Source organism: Microbacterium sp. JZ101, assembly GCF_053903175.1.
Map to the genome: position 1 here is coordinate 694892 of NZ_CP096400.1, position 18762 is coordinate 713653.

Genomic DNA, 18762 nt, shown 5'->3' on the forward strand with positions numbered 1-18762 from the left:
CTGTGCGGTGCGGGGCGTGATGCGAGCGGGTGCTGCTACACGGCCGGCGCCGGAGGGGTCGACGAAGAGCGGTTCTGGGGCTTGCTGCCCAGGACCGCCTGGCGAAGCTCCCGCTGCGGGCTCATCGCGTCGTCCTCTCGACTCGCTGCGTGTGCCGGTCGGCACAGCCTTGCGACCCTACCGGCGGGCCGTGTCGGCGCGCAAGGGGCTGCCTCGGAATCGCGAACCGATGCGAACGGATGTCCGCAGGTGGGTTATCCACAGATCGACATTCTTCGGTGAAATGTCCGAGGCGGTCGGTACTCTGGAGGCATGTCGAAGACGACGTCGCCGAGCGGGTTCTCGAGCGTTCCGTGGGAGTTCACGGACGACGAGATCGCGTCGACCCGCGCGCTGTGCGGGCGCCTGGAGACCTCGCGGCGACTGCGCGCCCAGGCCGATGCGATGGAGATCGAGGCGCTGGCCGAGGCTGCACGGATCGCTCGGGTGCAGCGGGAGCGCGCGGGTGGACCCTCGTCGTACGACTTCCCGTTCCGCTCGATGGCGAGCGAGACCGCGGGCGTGCTGCACGAGTCGAAGTCGCGGATGATGACGAAGCTCGCAGACGCGGAGGTGCTGGTCGAGCGGTACCCCGCGACGGTTCAGGCGCTGGCTGAAGGCCGGATCACCGTGCGGCACGTCGACGTGATCCGGCGGGCGGGGGAGCGGCTGTCCGAAGAGCTCGACCAGGAGTACGAGGAGGCGGCGATCGGGTTCGCCGAGACCGCCTCGCCCGGCCAGTTGCGGGCCTTCGCGATCGAGCTCGCTGAGCGGCTGTGCCCGACGCCGATCGCCGACCGGCATGCCGCCGCACGCGCGCGTCGGCGGGTCCGCGTGGATGACCTCGAAGACGGCGTGAGCAGATTCGAGCTGATCACCTCCACAGCCGAGGTCCACGCGGCGCGGGACCGCATCCGGAGCATGGCCCGAGCGATCGTCGCCGAGAACCGCCGCGCGCGGAAGGCGGCGGAAGCGGAAGGCGGGCCGGAGTCGGCAGCGGAGGTCGACCCGCGCACGCAGTCGCAGATCGAGGCGGACCTGTGGACGGACCTGGCGCTGACGGGCCGGCCGTCCGCGCACGCGCTCCGCGAGGGCGGCGCGCTCGACGTGATCCAGGCGAACGTGCAGATCGTCATCCCCGTCGAGACGCTGGTGGGGCTCGACGACGACGCCGCCTTCGTCGCCGGGCACGGCCCGGTCGACCCCGAGACGGCGCGGCGCCTGGCCGGACACGCGGCGGGGTGGGACCGGGTGTTCCTGCGTCCTGACACCGGAGCCCTCCTCACGGTCGACCGATACGCCCCCACCGCGGCGCAGCGCCGGTTCCTCCTCGCGCGGGACGAAACGTGCCGTAGCCCGGGGTGCGAGAACCGAGCGGCGACGGCGGATCTCGACCATACGATCCCGTATCTGCGCGGCGGGGAGACGTGCGTGGGCAATCTGGAGTGCCTGTGCGAGGGATGTCATCTCGACAAGCACCACTCGCCGTGGACCGTCCGCCAGATCAGCCCCGGGGTGCTCGAGTGGGTCAGCCCGATCGGGCGGACCTCGGTCGACCGCCCGAGACCCCAGGTCCGGTTCGAGTCCCTTCCGGAGCCGAGGGCGAGATCCGGCGCCGCGCCGCCGGGGGAGTGGCCGTCGGACGAGGTCGAGGACGAGGTCGAGATCGATGCTGACCTCGAGGTCGACGTGCCGATCCCCGATGTGCTGCCGGACGCGCCTCCGTTCGATGAGGCCTGGCAGCAGCTGCTCTACGACGAATGGGTTGCCGAGATCGAGGCGGATGAGTTCGACCTGCTCGTCAGCGAGTCGAGCGGCGCGGTCGGGAGTTCGATCCATCCCTCGGTCTGAGCCGCGGGGCGCCAGAGCCCCTATCGCGGCGTCGGCACGGCGAACCGCAGGACGGCGGCGAGCGGGGCGCCGTCGGTGAGATCCTCGCGTCGGACAGCCCGGACCTCGCCGCCCGACTCGAGGACGCGCGCGATGACGTCCTCGATGAGGGCCGCATCCTCGCCGTCCTCCACGACGCGCCCGAACTCGTCAAGCGTCCCGGGCAGATCGGCCGCGTGGTCGAATCGCAGCTCCGCGATCGCCGCCGCCGCTGCGGCGGCCGCGACCTCCTCGAGGCGCGACGTCGCGAGGCCCTGCGAGCGCAGCTCGCCGAAGCGCTCCTTCCACTGCTCGGTCGCGGCCCGGCGGCGCTCCTCGAGGATGGCGCGAGCCTCGTCGCCGAGCCGACGATCGTCGAGCGAATCGGGATGCGCGGGGATCGCGGTCTCGAGCAGCGCATCGTGCGTGTTCTGCGCGCGGTACGCGGTTGCGAGGTCGTCGGAGATCGAGAGGATGAGCGGGACGCCGCGCGGGACGATGCGGACCACCTCGTCCTGCACGGTGCGACAGAAGCGCTCGCGCTCGTTCTGATCTCCGTCGGCCCCGCGAGCGCGGTCGCGGTCGAGCTGTCCGTCGTTGTCGGCGCGCGCGAACACGAGGTCGAGGTCGTCGGGCAGCTCGAGCGGGTGCTCGACGAGCGATCCGTCGGCCTGCAGCTCGGTCAGGCGCGCGCGGTGCTTCGACAGCTGCAGCACGAAGGCGCACGGATGGTGGTCGCGCGTGCGCAGGAGCGCGCGGATCGCGAAGCGCGAGCCCACACGCACTTGATCCTGCACGGGGAACGGCAGCCGGAACGCCTCACGCCGATCAGGTGAGGCGAGCAGGAGGAGGGAGCGGGACTGGTGCTCCCAGAACCCGTCGTCGTCGAGCGTCTCCCGGAGGCGGCGGGTCACGGCGCGCTGCTCCTCGGTCGGGATCCCACGCTGCGCGAGTCGATCGGCGACCTGGTCGATCGCATCGCGCAGCGCGATCCGCACGCGCTCATGATCCGCTGGAACCGGGGACGACTCCAGGGCGATGGTCGCGCTCGCGGGGTGACGATGCGCGAGGAGGTCGAGCAGTCGGTCGTCGTCGGGGATGTCCACGGTGAGCATGGGGCGACGATAGGCAGAGCCCCCGGGGAGGACGGGAGGGGGTTGCGGATCCGCCCGGGGCGGGTTAGGCGGCGTCGGCCCGCTTCGCCCGGCGCGCGCGGATCTCGTACGCCGCGAGCAGGACGCCGATCCAGACCGGCCCGATGACGACCGCCGTGCGGTACTGCGGCGAGAACGCCATGAGCACGACGATGCCCGCGAGGAAGGCGAGGACGATCCACGGCGCGACCCGCGCGAACGGAAGCGGGAAGGCCAGCGCGGCCGCGGCATCCGGCCCGATCCGCCGGCGGAACCTCATCTGCGTGATGACGATCATGGCCCAGTTGATGATCGCGGCGATGAGCGCGATCGACAGCAGGTACTGGAACGCGAACTCCGGCCACAGGAACACGACGACGACCGCGATCACCGTGACGGCCGACGAGGTGAGCACTCCGGCGACGGGCGCGCCGCGGCGGGAGAGCCGGCCGAGATACGCGGGCGCGCTGCCCCGCTGCGCGAGCGAGTAGAGCATGCGCCCATTCGAGTAGAGACCGGAGTTGTAGACCGACACGACCGCCGTGAGCACGACGAGGTTGAGGATGTGCGCGGCGCCCGGGATGCCCACGCGGTCGAAGATCTGCACGAACGGGCTCGTCTCGCCGTCGAGGAGCGACCACGGCACGACCGACATGATCACCGCGAGCGCGCCGATGTAGAAGATGAGGATCCGCAGGACGACCTGGTTCACGGCCTTCGGGATCGTGCGCTCCGGGTCTGCCGCCTCGCCCGCGGTCACGGCGACGAGCTCGGTGCCGCCGAACGAGAACGCGACGATCGCGAGCGAGGCGATGGTGCCGCCCACGCCGAGGGGGAAGAAGCCTCCGTCATCGACGAGATGCGCGAAGCTCGGCGTCGGCAGGTCGGCGCTGCTGTTGATCCCGAGCACCACGACGACGACGCCGAGGACGATCATCGCGATCACGGCCGCGACCTTGATGATCGCGAACCAGAACTCGAACTCGCCGAACGCGCGCACGCCGATGAGGTTCACGCCCGTGATGAGCACGAGCACGATCGCCGCCGAGACCCACGTCGGAACGGCGGGGAGCCAGTAGTTGACGAACGATCCGACGACGGAGAGCTCGACCATCGCGACCGCGATGTAGTTGAACCAGTAGTTCCAGCCCGACACGAAGCCCGCGCGCGGGCTCCAGTTGCGGTGCGCGTAGTGGCTGAAGGCTCCCGAGACGGGCTCGTCGACCGACATCTCCCCGAGCGCGCGGATGATGAGGAAGATCACGGCGCCCACGACGAGGTACGCCAGGAGGACGGATGGCCCCGCGACGCCGATCGCGTCGGATGACCCGTAGAAGAGCCCCGTCCCGATCGCCCCGCCCAGCGCGATCATCTGGATGTGGCGGCTGCGCAGCTCGCGCTTCAGGCCGCCGTCGCCGCTGCCGACGGCGCGGGAGGCCGCGGGGATCCTTCGGGTGCTCATCCCTCCATCCTCGCGGATGCGGGCGCTCAGCCCTCGCGCGCCTGGAGTCCGACGACGACCGCGTGCACGGTGGCGGCCACGAGGGAGCGGTCGAGCGGGCGGTGCTCGAACGTGCGGTGCATGGGCCAGCCCTCGACGAGCGCGTCGAGGGCGCGCGCGACGTCGGGCGAGAAGTGGAGGGTGAGGCTGTCGCGGCTGCGCAGAAGCCACGTGCGCGCGAGCTCGGCGACGGCGGCGTTGTGATTGCCGTACGCGTACATCTCGAAGAGCAGGACCATCTCGCGCGGCACCGCGTACTCCGCGCCGCAGATGAGGTCGACGACGGCGGCCTCCGCCTCGGCAGGGCCGGCTGCCTCCTCGAGGCTGCGCCGGTAGCGCGCCGACATCTCGACGGACAGGCTCTCGAACGCCTGCTCGAGGATGTCCTCGAGGCTCGAGAAGTAGTACGTGAGCGACCCGAGCGGCACCTCGGCGCGCGCCGCGATGCGCCGGTGCGTGGTCTTGTGCACCCCGACCTCGGCGATGACGTCGAGGGCGGCCTCGAGGATGCGCGACCGGCGGTCGGGGTCGTTCGGAACCTGCCTGCGGCTGCCGCTCATGCCGACCAATCTCTCATGTCCGTGGACCCGGCCCCTCGCGCGCCTGAGTGTGTACCATCGTACAAGTGACCCCTGCCATCCGTCAGCGCCGGAACGCGCTCTTCGTGATGTTCCTCCTCCCCGGCATCGGCATCTCGTCGTGGGTGACGCGGACGCCCGACGTGCAGCGGCTGCTCGGCGCGCGCATCGACGAGATGGGGTTCATCCTCTTCGGGCTCTCGGTCGGATCGATGATCGGCATCCTGTCCTCGGGCGCGCTCGTCGCCCGGTTCGGGACGCGCCCCGTGATCGCCGTCGGGACGCTCTCGAGCGCGACCGGCGTGGCGGTCGTGGGGCTCGGGGCGGCCCTCGGGATCGCGCCGCTCGTCGCGGTCGGGCTCGGTCTGTTCGGGCTCGGGATGGGCGGCGCCGAGGTGGCGCTGAACGTCGAGGGCGCCGAGGTCGAGCAGGCGATCGGCCGCTCGGTCATGCCGCTCATGCACGGCTTCTTCAGCCTCGGCACGGTCGTCGGGGCGGTCGCGGGCATGCTGCTCACGGCCGCGGCGTTCCCTGTCGCCGTGCATCTCGCCGTCGTCGCCGCGCTCATCGCGGTCGTGCTCGCCGCGACCATCCGCAACGTCCCGAGCGGCATCGGCCGCCGCGCGACGCCGCGCGAGCGCGGTCGTCGCTCCCCGCGCGCCGCGGTCTGGCGGGACCCCGGCCTCCTCCTCGTGAGCGGCATCATCCTCGCGCTCGCGATGGCGGAGGGGACAGCGGGCGACTGGCTGCCGATCCTCATGGTCGAGGGGCACGGCGTCGATGCGGCGCTCGGGTCGGGTGTGTATGCGATCTTCGCGGTCTCGATGACCGTCGGCCGCTTCGCCGGCGGGCGCTTCGTCGACCGCTTCGGGCGCCCGACGGTGCTCGCCGCGAGCGCGCTGCTCGGGGCGATCGGCCTCGCGGTCGTCATCTTCGTCGACAGCCAGGCGGCCGCCGCGGCCGCGGTCGTGCTGTGGGGCCTCGGCACGTCGCTGGGCTTCCCGCTCGCGCTCTCGGTCGCGGGCGACTCGGGCGAGGACACGGCCGCGCGCGTCTCGTTCGCGGCGACGATCGGCTACGTCGCGTTCCTCGTCGGACCGCCCGTGCTCGGCCTGCTCGGCGAGCACTTCGGGCTGCGCGCGGCCCTCATCGTGGTGCTCGCGCTCGTCGCGGTCGCGATCTTCCTCGCGCCGGGCGCGCGCACCCCGGCCGAGCGCGAGCTCGCGCGCCGCTGAGGGCGGCTCCGCACGTCGGGTTCGCGTGCGCGCCTCGGACGCGGGATACTGGCGATCGCGCGAATGTGAGCGCGCACATCCGATGAGGGAGCGAAATGACCACGCACGCCGATGTCTCGGGCACTCAGCACATCCTGCGAGCGGGCGGATATGAGGCCGCCGTCGCGAGCGTGGGGGCCACGCTCCGCGCGCTGACCTTCGAGGGGCGCGACCTCGTCGTGCCGTTCCGCGCGGACGAGGTGCGTCCGGCTTATCGCGGCACGACGCTCGCGCCGTGGCCGAACCGCGTGGTCGACGGGCGCTACCGCTTCGACGGCGTCGAGTACCAGCTCGCCCTCACGGAGCCGTCGCGCGGCCACGCGCTGCACGGACTCCTCTCCTGGGCCGGTTTCCGCATCGTCGAGGAGAGCGGCGCCCACGTGACGCTCGCCGCGACGATCGAGCCGCAGGAGGCGTACCCGTGGCGCGTCACGGTCACCACGACCTACGCGCTCGACCCCGACTTCGGTCTCACGCAGACCGTCTCGGCGGTCAACGAGAGCGCTGCGCGCGCCCCGTTCGGCACGGGCCCGCACCCGTATCTCGTCGGCGGCGCCGGCACGGTCGACGACTGGACGCTCTCCCTCCCGGCCGACACCGTGCTGAACGTCACGGAGGACCGGCTGTCGCCGACGGGGCTCGCCCCCGTGACCGACGACGCCGAGCGCTTCGACTTCCGCGACGCGCGCCGCATCGGCGCCGTCGAGATCGACCACGCCTACACGGGCCTCGCGCGGCAGGGGGCGCTGGCCGTCGTCTCGCTGACGGATGGCGACGGCTCGGGCGTGCGGATGTCCTGGGACGAGCGCTGCCCGTGGGTGCAGATCCACACCGCCGACCTGCCCGGCCGCGGCGCGGGGCACCGCGCCGGTCTCGCGGTCGAGCCGATGACGTGCCCGCCCGACGCCTTCAACTCGGGCACGGACCTCGTCCTCCTCGAGCCGGGAGCGCCCGTCGAGGTCGCGTCCTGGACGATCGCCGCGATCTGAGCTCCGCGCTCAGTCGTCCTCGCCCTCGGCCTGCGAGGGATGCCCGAACTCGATCGGATCGCTCGACGACTCGATCTCGTCGGGGTCCTCGCCCTCGGCCTGGGAGGGGTGACGGTGCTCGGGGTCCGAGGGACGTGAGGGCTGGTCGGGGAACGTGCTCATGTCGCACCTCTCTCTTCGGATGAGGCCAGTCTCCCGCGCGGCGCGCCCGTTCGGAAGGCCTTGACAGCGCAGCGCCCCCTCCGTCGATGGAGGGGGCGCTGCCGCGCCTCGTCGCGGGAGGTGCGGGGGAGGATCAGTCGTCCTCGCCCTCCGCCTGCGACGGGTGGCGGTCGAACCACGCCGGAACCGCGGCGAAGTCGAAGGCGTCGGTGTCGTACTCGAGGGCCGGAGCGTTCATGGTGTTCTCCTTCTGTCGGCGATCTGGGGGCGGTCGGTGCCGCGTCGAGTCCAGGATGCGCCTCCCGCAAGGGGTGCGGGCGAAGAAAATCCGTGAAGAAAATGTCGTTCTTTAGCGTTTTCACAAGATGAGGCGCTGTTCGACGCCGGAACCGCGCGTAGGAAAGCGCTTGCCGCTCATCCGTTCCAGCGGCGCAGCAGAGCGGCGATCGCCTGGCCGCCGCCGATGCAGAGCGTGACGACCGCGAACTCGAGGTCGCGGCGGCGCAGATCGAGAGCCGCGCGCACCGCGAGGATCGCTCCGGTCGCGCCGACGGGATGGCCCAGGGCGATCGCGCCGCCGTAGGGGTTCGTCCGGGCGGGGTCGAGGCCGGCGTCGCGGATGACCGCGACGGCCTGCGCGGCGAACGCCTCGTTCACCTCGAAGACGTCGACGTCCTGCGGCGCGAGCCCCGTCCGCTCGAACAGACGGGCCAGCGCGATGACGGGCGCGTACCCCATGAGGCCGGGCTCGATGCCCGCGGTCGCGACCGCCTCGATCGTCGCGAGCGCGTCGAGCCCGCGCGCGCGGACATCCGATGCGCGCAGGAGCACGGTCGCGGCCGCGCCGTCGTTGATCCCGGAGGCGTTGCCGGCCGTGACCGTGCCGCCCTCCTGGAAGGCGGGCCGCAGGCGCGAGAGCGCCTCGAGGGTCGTGTCGGGGCGCGGATGCTCGTCCTGCGACACCTCGACCGGCGTGCGCCCGGCCGTCGTCACGGGCACGATCTCCTCCGCGAAGGCCGCGCGCGCGGCGTCGCTCGCGGCCCGCCGCTGGCTCTCGAGCGCGAACGCGTCCTGCTCGGCCCGGGACACGCCGTACCGCTCGGCGACGGTCTCGGCCGTCGTGCCCATGTGGCGGCCGCTGAACGGGTCGGTGAGGATCGCGAGGGTCCCGTCGCGCAGCGCGCGGTCGCCGAAGCGCGCGTTGCCGCGGGCGTCGTCGACGAGGAAGGGCGTGCGCGACATGCTCTCGTCGCCGCCCGCGACGACGACGTCGACGTCGCCCCAGAGGAGCTCCTGCGCGCCCGACCAGATCGCCTGCAGGCCCGAGCCGCACAGCCGGTTCACGGTGAGGGCGGGCACGCTCGGGGCGAGCCCGGCCGCGAGCGCGACGCGGCGCGCGTTGTAGGCGTCGGCTCCGTACTGCGCGACGCAGCCCATCACGACCTCGCCGACCTCCGCGCCGTCGACGGCGGCGCGGCGCAGCGCCTCGCGGACCGCGGCGGCGCCGAGCAGATGCGCGTCGGTGTCGCGGAACGCTCCCGCGAACGACCCCACGGGCGTGCGCGCTCCCGATACGATCGCGACCCTCTCGGACATCCGGACCTCCTCGTCCTGGCGTCGGCCGGGTGTCAGGCCGACTCCTCCGCACGCTCGGCGATCTCGCGGTCGATCTCGTCGGGCTCGTAGCCGGGCACCCGGCGCTGGGCGGGGCCGGTGTACGCCGAGAGCGGGCGAATGAGCGCGTTCGACGCGGCCTGCTCCATGATGTGCGCGGTCCATCCCGTCACGCGCGCCGCGACGAAGAGCGGCGTGAAGGACAGCGTGTCGAAGCCGATGAGGCTGTACGCCGGGCCCGACGGATAGTCGAGGTTCGGGTAGATGCCCTTGCGGTTCACGAACTCTGTCTCGAGCGCCGTGTAGAGCTCGAGCACCTCGGGCCGGTCGTAGTGCGCGACGAGCGACTCGAGCGCGGCGCGCATGGTCGGAACGCGCGAGTCGCCGCGCTTGTACACGCGATGCCCGAAGCCCATGATCTTGCGCTTCTGCGCGAGCGCGTCGTCGAGCCACGGCACGACGTTCGACGCCTCGCCGATCTCGTCGAAGATGTCGAGCACGGCCTCGTTCGCGCCGCCGTGCAGCGGGCCCTTGAGCGCGCCGATGGCCGCCGTGACCGCGGAGTACAGGTCGCTGAGCGTCGACGTCACGACCCGCGCGGTGAACGTCGAGGCGTTGAAGGAGTGCTCGGCGTACAGGATCATCGAGCGGTTGAACGCGTCGACGACGACCGGGTGCGGCTCCTCGCCGAAGGTCATCCAGAGGAGGTTCGCCGCGTAGTCGAGGTCATCGCGCGGAGGGATGGCCTCGAGCCCGCGGCGGCGGCGCTGGCCGTACGCGACGATCGCGGGGAGGGCCGCGAAGAGGCGCAGGCTGCGGTCGAGGTTCTGCTCGGCCGTGCCGCCCGAGGCCACGGCGCTGAGGCCGCCGAGCTCGGCGGCGCCGAGGGCGCTCACCGCGGTGCGGACCTCGTCCATGGGGTGCGCGGCCGTCGGGACGAGGTCGATGACGGCCTTGACCTCGGGCGCGAGCGCGCGATGGCGCCGCTCCTCTGCTCGCAGGGTCGCGAGCTCGGCGTCGGTCGGCAGCTCGCCGTGCCACAGCAGGTGGGCGACCGCCTCGAACGGCTGCGTCGCGGCGAGCTCCTGCACGGGGTAGCCGCGGTAGAGCAGGCTGTTCGTCTCGGGGTCGACCTTCGACACGGCCGTCTCGTCGACGACGACGCCCACGAGCCCTTTCTTGATGTCCGTCATGTTCGCGCTCCTGTCACTTCTCGATCGTGAAGTCGTAGACGCCGGCGTCGAACCGGCCGTATCCGGAGTAGTCGATGAGCTCGTAGAGGTCGGCGCGGTGCTGCATCGCGCCGACCTGGGCGTCGAGGCTGCCGTCCGCGTTCAGGGTGTCGAGGGCGCGCTCGGCCGCGCCCATGGCCATCCGCAGCAGCGAGACGGGCCAGATGACCATCCGCACGCCCGCGTCGCGCAGCTGGTCGACGGTGAACAGGTCGCTCTTGCCGAACTCGGTCATGTTCGCGAGCACCGGCACGTCGAGGGCCGACGCGACCGCCTCGAACTCGCGGAGGTCCTTCATCGCCTCGGGGAAGATCGCGTCCGCACCCGCGTCGACGAGGGCCTTCGCACGGTCGATCGCGGCGTCGAGGCCGGCGATCGCGCGGATGTCGGTGCGCGCCATGATGAGGAGGTTCCCGTCGCGGCGGGCGTCGGCGGCGGCGCGGATGCGCTGGGTCGCGGTCGAGATGTCGACGACCTCCTTGCCGTCGAGGTGGCCGCACCGCTTGGGGTTCACCTGGTCCTCGATGTGGAGGCCCGCGACGCCCGCGTCCTCGAGGGTCTGGACGGTGCGCGCGACGTTCATCGGCTCGCCGAAGCCCGTGTCGGCGTCGACGATCGCGGGCAGCTCGGTCATCCGCGCGATCTGACCCGCGCGCTGCGCGACCTCGGTCAGCGTCGTGAGCCCGATGTCGGGCAGCCCGAGATCTGCTGACAGCACGGCGCCCGAGATGTACACGCCGTCGAACCCCTTGCGCTCGATGAGACGCGCGGAGAGCGGGTTGAAGGCGCCGGGGAAGCGGAGCAGCTCGCCCGACGCGAGCCGCTCGCGGAGCAGGCGGCGCTTCTCGTGCGCCGGCGTCTGCGCGTACAGCATCAGAAGAGTCCCTTCGGCAGGGCGACGGCCTCGAGCACGCCCGCGCGCGCGACGATCGTGAGCTGGGCGACCTCGGCGGGGGTGAGCTCGGGCAGGCGCTGCGCGAGGTCGAGGAACCGCTCGATCTCGATGTCGTCGAGCACGGGCTCGGCGAGCGTGCGGAACTTGCGCACGTAGTCCGCGCGCGCGAACGGACGTGCTCCGAGCGGGTGCGCGTCGGCGACCGCGATCTCGTCGACGACGGTCGTGCCGTCCGCGAGGACGATCTCGACCCGCCCGCCGAACGCCTTCTCGTCGGGGTCCTCGGAGTGGTAGCGGCGGGTCCACTCCGGGTCCTCGGTCGTGGTGATCTTGCGCCAGAGCGCGACGGTGTCGCCGCGCGCGGCTCGCTCGGGCGCATACGAGTCGACGTGGTGCCACCCGCCGTCCTGCAGCGCGACCGCGAAGATGTAGGGGATCGAGTGGTCGAGCGTCTCGCGCGACGCCGTCGGGTCGTACTTCTGCGGGTCGCCCGAGCCCGAGCCGATGACGACGTGCGTGTGGTGCGACGTGTGCAGCACGATCGAGCGGATGTTCTCGGGATCGCGCAGCTCGGGGCGCGCGGAGCCGAGGCGTCGCGCGAGGTCGATCCACGCCTGCGCCTGGTACTCGGCCGAGTGCTCCTTCGTGTACGAGTCGAGGATGGCGCGCTTCGGCTCCCCGGGAGCGGGCAGGGGCACCTCGTAGCGGCCCTCTGGTCCGTCGAGGAGCCATGCGATCACGCCGTCCTCGCCCTCGTAGATGGGGGAGGGCGAGGTCTGCCCGCGCATGGCGCGGTCGACCGCCTCGACGGCCATCTTCCCGGCGAAGGCGGGCGCATGCGCCTTCCACGTCGAGATCTCGCCCTTGCGGGACTGCCGCGTGGCGGTCGTCGTGTGGAGCGCCTGCGACACGGCCTGGAAGACGACCTCGGGCGCGAGGCCGAGCAGCGTCCCGATGCCCGCGGCGGCCGACGGCCCGAGGTGCGCGACGTGGTCGATCTTGTGCTTGTGGAGGCTGATCGCGCGCACGAGGTCCATCTGGATCTCGTAGCCGGTCGCGATCCCGCGGACGAGCGCGCGGCCGTCCGCGCCGACATGCTGGGCGACCGCGACGAGCGGCGGGATGTTGTCGCCGGGGTGCGAGTACTCGGCCGCGAGGAACGTGTCGTGGTAGTCGAGCTCGCGCACGGCGACGCCGTTCGCCCACGCCGCCCACTCGGGGCTCGTGTGCTCGTCGAGCGCGCAGCCGAACACCGTCGCGCCCGCTCCGCCGCGCGAGACCGGGTGGTCGAGCGCCTGGGCGCGGGCCGCGACGACGGGGCCGCGCGTGAGCGATGCGGCAGCGACCGCGGCGTTGTCGATCACGCGGTTGATCACCATGTCGACGACGTCGTCCTCGACCTCCACGGGGTCCGCGGCGGCCTCGGCGATCCGCCAGGCCAGCTGCTGCTCGCGGGGGAGCGGCTCCTCGCTGCGGTACGTGCGGACGGGGTGGATGACGGTCATCGGCAGGCCTCCGTGGTCGTGAAGCGGATGTCTCCAGGGTGCCACGGCGCGGGGCGACCGGGCGCGGGGGCCGCGTTCACCGCGGGGGCATGCGGATCGCGCCGTCGAGGCGGATCGTCTCGCCGTTGATCATGGCATTCTCGACGATGTGCGCCGCGAGCGCCGCGAACTCCTCGGGGCGCCCGAGGCGCGCCGGGTGCGGCACGGCGGCGGCGAGCGACGCGCGCACCTCGTCGGGAAGCGACGCGAGCATGGGCGTGTCGAACGTGCCGGGGGCGATGGTCGCGACGCGGATGAGCTTCGACGCGAGATCGCGCGCGGCGACGAGGGTCATGCCGGCGACGCCCGCCTTCGACGCCGTGTAGGGGATCTGGCCGATCTGCCCCTCGAACGCCGCGACCGACGCCGTGAGCACGCACACGCCGCGCTCGCCGTCCTGCGGCTCGTTGCGGGCCATCCGCGCGGCCGCGAGGCGGAGCACGTTGAACGTGCCCACGAGGTTCACGCGCACGACCTGCTCGAACGCCTCGAGCGATCCGGGTGAGCCGTCGCGCTCGACCAGCCGGACGGGCGTGATGCGCCCGGCGCAGTGCACGAGCGCGCGCAGGGGGCCGCGGTCCTCGGCGGCGTCGAGGGCGGTGTCCACCTGGGCGGCGTCGACGACATCGGCCGGCGCGAACGTGCCGCCGATCTCGGCTGCCGCCGCCTCTCCGGGCGCGCCAGGAAGGTCGACGACGACGACGTGCGCCCCCGCCTGCGCGAGACGCCGCGCGGTCGCGAGACCGAGCCCCGACGCGCCTCCCGTCACCACCGCCGATGCGCCAGCGAGCTCCATCGCCCCACCCCGCTCTGTCTCGTCCGAGCGCCTGCGGCGCCGTCGTCTGCCTGGCTCGACGCTACCGGCGAAGCGCGCGGGCGGGAAGGGCGGGCCGGATGTCCGTGGCAGGATGGCCGGGGCCGCGTCGCCGAGGACGCGGGAGGGAGGAAGCCGATGGACGCCGTGCTGCTCGAGGTCGCCGATGCCGTCGCGACGATCACGCTGAACCGGCCGGAGCGGCTCAACGTGCTCGACATCGGGATCGCCGAGGCGCTCGCGGACGCCGCGCAGCGCGCCGCCGCCTCCGACGCCGAGGTCGTCGTGGTCACCGGCACGGGCCGCGCGTTCACGGCGGGCGGAGACGTGCAGGCGATGGCCGCGGCCGACGACCGCTCCGCCTACATGCTCGACCTCGTCGGGGCGGCCAACCGCGCGATGACGGCGCTGCGGGCGGTGCGGCAGCCCGTGGTCGCGCGCGTGAACGGCATCGTCGCGGGCGCCGGGATCGGCATCGTGCTCGCCGCCGACGTCGCGGTCGCCGTCGACACGGCCACGTTCACCCCGGCGTACGGCGCGATCGGCCTCGTGCCCGACTGCGGCGCGACCGCTCTGCTGCCGCGCGCCATCGGGGATCGGCGTGCGCGCGACCTCCTCCTCACCGGTCGCCGGATCGACGCCGCGACGGCGCTCGAGTGGGGGCTCCTCACCCGGGTGGCGACCACCGAGGAGCTCGACGCATCCGTCGCCGACGTGCTCTCGGCCATCCGGAGCGCGGGTCCGACCGCGCCGTCCGCGACGAAGGAGCTCCTCGATCTCGACGGATCGTACGCCGACGCGCTCGCCGCGGAGCGCGAGGCGATCGCGCGCGAGGCCGCGACGCCGTTCGCCGCCGCGCGCCTGGAGGCGTTCGCCCGACGCGGCTAGCACCGTCGGGGAAGCCCTGTCAATCGGATGGAAGCCCCCGGCCCCGCGGATCTACCGTTCGATCACCGACGGAAGGAGCTGTCATGGCCGACGAACTGCCTCCCATCCGGGAGTGGTGGTCGCACCTCGCGGCCGACGCGAAGGAGTTCCTCCTGGAGTACCCGGCGGCGCCGCTGGTCGGCACCGTCCGGCAGGAGGTCTCGAACGCATCGGGCGTGCTGGTCGAGGACGGGACGAAGCTCAGCGATGAGGACGTCCAGTTCATCCGCAGCGAGGCGGGCGCCGCAGCCTGACGGCAGCGCTCGCGTCACGAGGCGCCCGGCGGCCGAGGCCGCCGGGCGCCTCCGCGCGTCACCCCTTCACACCGCCGGCGACGACGCCCTCCACGATGTGCCGCTGGGCGAGGAAGAACAGGATGATCATCGGCACCGTCGTGATGACGCTCGCCGTGACGAGGATCTCCCAGTGCCACTCGCCGCCGAAGCCGAAGGCGTCGACGAGCGCCTTGAGACCGCGCGGGATGGTGAAGGTCGCCGAGTCGCGGAGGTAGATGAGGGCGCGCATGAGGTCGGTCCACACCGCCTGCACCTCGAAGACCAGCGTGACGGCGATGGCGGGGCGCGACAGCGGCATCGCGATGCGCCAGAACAGCTGCCACGCGTTCGCCCCGTCGACGCGAGCGGCGTCGAAGAGATCGCGCGGGAGCGACAGCATGAACTGGCGCAGGAGGAAGATGTAGAACGCGCTGCCGAACAGGTTGTGCGCCCACATCGGGGTGAGCGTGCCGACCTGCCCGAGCGCGTTCCAGATGAGGAACGTCGGGATCATCGTCACGGCCCCGGGGAGCATCATCGAGCCGAGGACGAGTGCGAAGAGCACGCCGCGGCCGCGGAAGCGGTAGTACGCGAAGCCCCACGCGACCATCGCGCTCGAGAGCGTCACCGCCGTCGCCGCGAGCACCGTGACGACGGCCGTGTTGAGCAGCCACAGCGCGACCGGCGCCTCCTGCCAGACCTGCACGTAGTTGTCCCACGTGAAGGTCCGGGGGATGAGCCGGTTGTCGAACACCTCGCCGCGCGGCTTGAACGACGCGCTCACGAGCCACGCGAAGGGGTAGGCGAACACGATCCCGGCCGCGACGAGCGCGATCCAGGTCGCCCAGCGCCCGACGCGGACCCGGAGCCCGGCGGTCATCGCGCACCTCCCTCGTAGTACACGAGGCGGCGCGAGACGATCACCTGGACGGCCGTCACCACCATGACGATGAGGAACAGCAGCCACGCGAGCGCCGACGCGTATCCCATGTGGAGGAACTCGAACGCCTGCTGGAACAGGTAGATGACGTAGAAGAGCGCGGCATCGTTGGCGTAGGTCGTGTTGCCCGCGCCGAAGAACGCCGTGTACGCCTCGTCGAAGGTCTGCAGCCCCGCGATCGTGTTCACGACGACGACGAAGAACAGCGCGGGGCTGATCATCGGCAGGGTCACGCTCGTGAGCCTGCGCCACGCGCCCGCCCCGTCGAGCCGCGCCGACTCGTAGAGCTCCTCGGGGACGCCGCGCAGCGCCGCGAGCAGGATGAGCACCGACGAGCCGACGGTCCACAGGCTCATGATGACGAGGCCCGGCTTCACCCACGAGCCGTCCGTCGTCCACGACGGTCCGTCGATGCCGACGGCGCCGAGCGCGGAGTTGAACAGCCCGCTCTGCCCGTTGAAGAGCAGGAGGAACAGGATGCCCACGGCGACCGGAGGGGTCATCTTCGGGAGGAAGAAGACCGTGCGGAAGAAGCCGGATGCCCGCCCCGCGCGCTGCAGCAGGACGGCGAGCACGAGCGACACGATCACGTAGGCCGGCACCTGGACGGCCGTGAAGAACAGCGTGTTGCCGAGCGCGAGCGAGACCTTCGGGTCCGAGAACAGCTCGGCGTAGTTGTCGAACCCGACGAACGACGGATCGTTGATGACGTCGTAGTCCGTCAGCGACAGGTAGGCGCTGTAAAGGATGGGCCAGGCGGTGAAGACGGCGAAGCCGATGATCCAGGGACTGAGGAAGAGCAGAGCCGCGCGCGTCTCGCGCGCCCTCACGACCCCTCCTCGACCTTGGCCCAGGCCTCGTCGAGCGCCTCCTGGGCGGTCTCCTGGGCGCGGGTGAGCGCATCGGCCGCCTCCGCGTCGCCCGACAGCACGTCGTTGATCGCGTCGTTGAGCGCGGCCTCGAACTCCGCGTCGGCGGGGTTCGCTGGCAGGGTGAAGGTGTGCTCGTTGGCCTCGTACACGGCCTCGACCGCGCTGTCCCACGGCTCCCCGCCCGAGGTCACCATCTCGCGGATCTGCTCGTCGGCCTCGGCGTTGCCGGTGAGGATGCCCGTGAACGGCTTGCCCTCCTCCTCGCGGAGGTCGAGGCGAGCCTCGGCAGCCGCGATCCAGGCGTCGACCGACGTCATGGCGCGCGCCCAGCGGCACGCGGCCTCGGGGTTCTCGGCGCCGGACGGGATCGCCCAGGCAGAGCCGGACGCGTAGGCGATCGGCTCGCCCTCGTGGTCGCGGACCGTGTCGAAGACCATCGGCGCATCGGGGGAGACGTCGTTGAGCACGTTGACGTACCACTGCTCCATCGGCATCGCGCCGAGGACGCCCGTGGCGAACTGGTTGCCCTCGCCGAAGAAGTCGGCGGAGTCGCGCAGCGCCTTGACGTCGCCGAAGCCGCCCTGCGCGTCGTAGATGCCGACGGCCCACTCGAGCGCCTCGATCGCCGCGGGATCGTCGAGGTTCGCCTCGCGGCCATCCTCGCTGAGCAGCTCGACGCCGTTGGCACGCGCCCACAGCGGGAAGAACTCGGGCAGCTTGCTGTCGACGCCGATCACCGAGAGCGAGCCGTCGCGCTGCATGAGCGCCTCGTTGGCGGCGGACATGGCTTCCCAGTCCGAGCCGTTCACGTCGTCGACCGACAGCCCCGCCTCCTCGAGGAGGTCGGCGTTCGCCATCGTGATCTGCACGGTGTTGAACTCGGGCACGCCGTAGACCTCGCCGCCCAGCGTCACCTGCTCGAGCGCGGGCTCGACGAACGCGTCGGCGTCGATGCCCTCGCCCTCGAAGCAGCTGCCGAGGGGGAGGATGGCGCCGCGCGCGGCGAGCGATCCGATCTGGTCGCGGTTGGCGTAGATGAGGTCGGGCGGGGACCCCGTCGCGGCGGCGGACAGGAACTGCTGCAGGTCGAGCTCGCCCTCCGTGAGCTTCACCTCGACGCCGTCCCCGAGCTGCTGCTCGGCGAAGTCCATGCGCGAGGTCGCGACCTCGTCGACGCCCGAGAAGCCCATGACCGAGAGCTCGCCGTCGAGGGTCGCGTCGGAGGAGTACTCGGCATCGTCGGCGCCGCTCTGGCCGCCCGTGCCGACGGCGCATCCCGAGAGCGTCACGAGCGCCGCCGCGCCCACGGCGGTCGTGACGAGAAGCGGATGGGAGTGCCTTCGTGTGCGCATGATGCGGCTCCTTCGCGATCGGCCCGGTCGGGGCCACTTCCTCCTCGGGTGCTGCGGCACCCGGACGGTGCCGAGGCTAGGAGCGGGCCGGGTCGCGGGGTACCGGCTTGACAGAAGCGCTTCCATGGCGTTGACCGCGCACCGCGCGTTAGCAGGGCGCGAGGTGCCCTGGCAAGCGGCTGGGCGGGAGCGGCGACCGCCCCTAGCGTCGAAGGCAGCCGGCACGGGCCGGTCGTCGACAGAAGGAGGACGCATGAGCCAGGTCAACCTCGAGACCCCCGAGGACCTGCTGCGGCTGCAGCTGCGCACCGCGCTGACGATGGAGGACGACTCGCTTGCCGCACTCGGCGAGCTCGCGGAGGCGGCGGCGTCGCCCGATGTGAAGAAGCTGTTCCGGCATCACGCCGATGAGACGAAGCAGCAGATCGAGAACCTGAAGAAGGTCTTCCAGCTGCTCGAGGTGCCGGAGTCGACCGCCGCGTCCCCCAGCACGAAGGGCATCAGCAAGCAGGCCGAGTCGCTCATCGCGAAGACGGCGAAGCCGCTGCGCGACCAGGTGACCCTCTCGGCCGCGCTCGGCAACGAGCACTACGAGATGGCCGCCTACCAGTCGCTCATCATCCCCGTGACCGCGCTCGGGGCATCCGACGCGCTCAAGCTGCTCGAGGAGAACCGGGAGCAGGAGGTGCACACGAGCGAGGAGCTCGCGACGCGCCTCAAGGAGCTCGTGTCCTGAGAGCGTGAGGGGCGCG

Annotated in this window: 18 protein-coding genes; 6 read left to right on the forward strand and 12 right to left on the reverse strand. The window is 72.0% G+C overall.

The genetic code is table 11. From position 1 onward, the window contains the following. The first annotated feature begins 312 nt into the window (after positions 1 to 312). Complete coding sequence (locus M1D56_RS03125; RefSeq protein ID WP_456284663.1) at positions 313 to 1890, forward strand: DUF222 domain-containing protein; 1578 nt, start codon at positions 313 to 315, stop codon at positions 1888 to 1890. 20 nt (positions 1891 to 1910) lie between these two features. Here the strand turns inward: M1D56_RS03125 and M1D56_RS03130 are convergent, their stop codons facing one another. The 3 genes from M1D56_RS03130 to M1D56_RS03140 form a co-directional block, all read right to left on the reverse strand. Beyond that, positions 1911 to 3023 (reverse strand): baeRF11 domain-containing protein, encoded by a 1113-nt coding sequence (locus tag M1D56_RS03130; protein ID WP_456284664.1) that lies wholly within the window; start codon positions 3021 to 3023, stop codon positions 1911 to 1913. A 64-nt stretch (positions 3024 to 3087) separates the two neighbouring features. Beyond that, positions 3088 to 4503 carry an amino acid permease gene (locus M1D56_RS03135; RefSeq protein ID WP_456284665.1) on the reverse strand — a complete coding sequence of 472 codons (1416 nt, stop codon included), beginning with the start codon at positions 4501 to 4503 and terminating at the stop codon, positions 3088 to 3090. Positions 4504 to 4529: 26 nt separating this feature from the next. Beyond that, positions 4530 to 5102: a TetR/AcrR family transcriptional regulator gene (locus tag M1D56_RS03140; RefSeq protein WP_282978941.1), complete on the reverse strand. Its 573-nt coding sequence runs from the start codon at positions 5100 to 5102 to the stop codon at positions 4530 to 4532. A 65-nt stretch (positions 5103 to 5167) separates the two neighbouring features. Here M1D56_RS03140 and M1D56_RS03145 point away from each other — a divergent pair, with 65 nt between their 5' ends. Both M1D56_RS03145 and M1D56_RS03150 read left to right on the forward strand, forming a co-directional pair. After that, positions 5168 to 6355 (forward strand): MFS transporter, encoded by a 1188-nt coding sequence (locus tag M1D56_RS03145; RefSeq protein WP_456284666.1) that lies wholly within the window; start codon positions 5168 to 5170, stop codon positions 6353 to 6355. Positions 6356 to 6450: 95 nt separating this feature from the next. Then, complete coding sequence (locus M1D56_RS03150; protein ID WP_271173086.1) at positions 6451 to 7383, forward strand: aldose 1-epimerase family protein; 933 nt, start codon at positions 6451 to 6453, stop codon at positions 7381 to 7383. A 9-nt stretch (positions 7384 to 7392) separates the two neighbouring features. Here M1D56_RS03150 and M1D56_RS03155 read toward each other — a convergent pair whose 3' ends face one another. The 6 genes from M1D56_RS03155 to M1D56_RS03180 all read right to left on the reverse strand — a co-directional run bounded on the left by M1D56_RS03155 (position 7393) and on the right by M1D56_RS03180 (position 13626). Continuing rightward, positions 7393 to 7545 (reverse strand): hypothetical protein, encoded by a 153-nt coding sequence (locus M1D56_RS03155; RefSeq protein ID WP_271173085.1) that lies wholly within the window; start codon positions 7543 to 7545, stop codon positions 7393 to 7395. Positions 7546 to 7959: 414 nt separating this feature from the next. Continuing rightward, complete coding sequence (locus M1D56_RS03160; RefSeq protein WP_456284667.1) at positions 7960 to 9141, reverse strand: thiolase family protein; 1182 nt, start codon at positions 9139 to 9141, stop codon at positions 7960 to 7962. 32 nt (positions 9142 to 9173) lie between these two features. Next, positions 9174 to 10352: a bifunctional 2-methylcitrate synthase/citrate synthase gene (locus M1D56_RS03165; protein ID WP_456284668.1), complete on the reverse strand. Its 1179-nt coding sequence runs from the start codon at positions 10350 to 10352 to the stop codon at positions 9174 to 9176. A 13-nt stretch (positions 10353 to 10365) separates the two neighbouring features. Further along, entirely contained in the window at positions 10366 to 11265 is a 900-nt protein-coding gene (gene prpB, locus M1D56_RS03170; RefSeq protein WP_456284669.1) for a methylisocitrate lyase, read from the reverse strand. Then, entirely contained in the window at positions 11265 to 12791 is a 1527-nt protein-coding gene (locus M1D56_RS03175) for an MmgE/PrpD family protein (RefSeq protein ID WP_456284670.1), read from the reverse strand. The genes prpB and M1D56_RS03175 overlap by 1 nt, the downstream gene beginning before the upstream one ends. Before the next feature lie 76 nt (positions 12792 to 12867). After that, entirely contained in the window at positions 12868 to 13626 is a 759-nt protein-coding gene (locus M1D56_RS03180) for an SDR family NAD(P)-dependent oxidoreductase (RefSeq protein ID WP_456284671.1), read from the reverse strand. A gap of 156 nt (positions 13627 to 13782) precedes the next feature. On the opposite strand from M1D56_RS03180, the gene M1D56_RS03185 reads away from it, so the two are divergent. Together M1D56_RS03185 and M1D56_RS03190 are read left to right on the forward strand one after the other, a co-directional pair. Continuing rightward, a complete protein-coding gene (locus M1D56_RS03185; RefSeq protein WP_455968906.1) occupies positions 13783 to 14532 on the forward strand; it encodes an enoyl-CoA hydratase/isomerase family protein in 750 nt (249 codons plus the stop codon). 83 nt (positions 14533 to 14615) lie between these two features. Further along, positions 14616 to 14825: a hypothetical protein gene (locus tag M1D56_RS03190; RefSeq protein WP_456284672.1), complete on the forward strand. Its 210-nt coding sequence runs from the start codon at positions 14616 to 14618 to the stop codon at positions 14823 to 14825. A gap of 58 nt (positions 14826 to 14883) precedes the next feature. Here M1D56_RS03190 and M1D56_RS03195 read toward each other — a convergent pair whose 3' ends face one another. Genes M1D56_RS03195 through M1D56_RS03205 form a run of 3 tightly spaced genes read right to left on the reverse strand, consistent with a single transcriptional unit; the run spans position 14884 to position 18010 of the window. Further along, positions 14884 to 15726 carry a carbohydrate ABC transporter permease gene (locus M1D56_RS03195; RefSeq protein ID WP_271174729.1) on the reverse strand — a complete coding sequence of 281 codons (843 nt, stop codon included), beginning with the start codon at positions 15724 to 15726 and terminating at the stop codon, positions 14884 to 14886. Continuing rightward, a complete protein-coding gene (locus tag M1D56_RS03200; RefSeq protein ID WP_324012417.1) occupies positions 15723 to 16616 on the reverse strand; it encodes a carbohydrate ABC transporter permease in 894 nt (297 codons plus the stop codon). The genes M1D56_RS03195 and M1D56_RS03200 overlap by 4 nt, the downstream gene beginning before the upstream one ends. Then, the gene (locus M1D56_RS03205) at positions 16613 to 18010 is read right to left on the reverse strand and encodes an ABC transporter substrate-binding protein (protein ID WP_456284673.1); all 1398 of its coding nucleotides are present in this window, start codon (positions 18008 to 18010) and stop codon (positions 16613 to 16615) included. The genes M1D56_RS03200 and M1D56_RS03205 overlap by 4 nt, the downstream gene beginning before the upstream one ends. Positions 18011 to 18263: 253 nt before the next feature. On the opposite strand from M1D56_RS03205, the gene M1D56_RS03210 reads away from it, so the two are divergent. Then, entirely contained in the window at positions 18264 to 18746 is a 483-nt protein-coding gene (locus M1D56_RS03210) for a YciE/YciF ferroxidase family protein (RefSeq protein ID WP_271174732.1), read from the forward strand. Positions 18747 to 18762 lie beyond the last annotated feature (16 nt).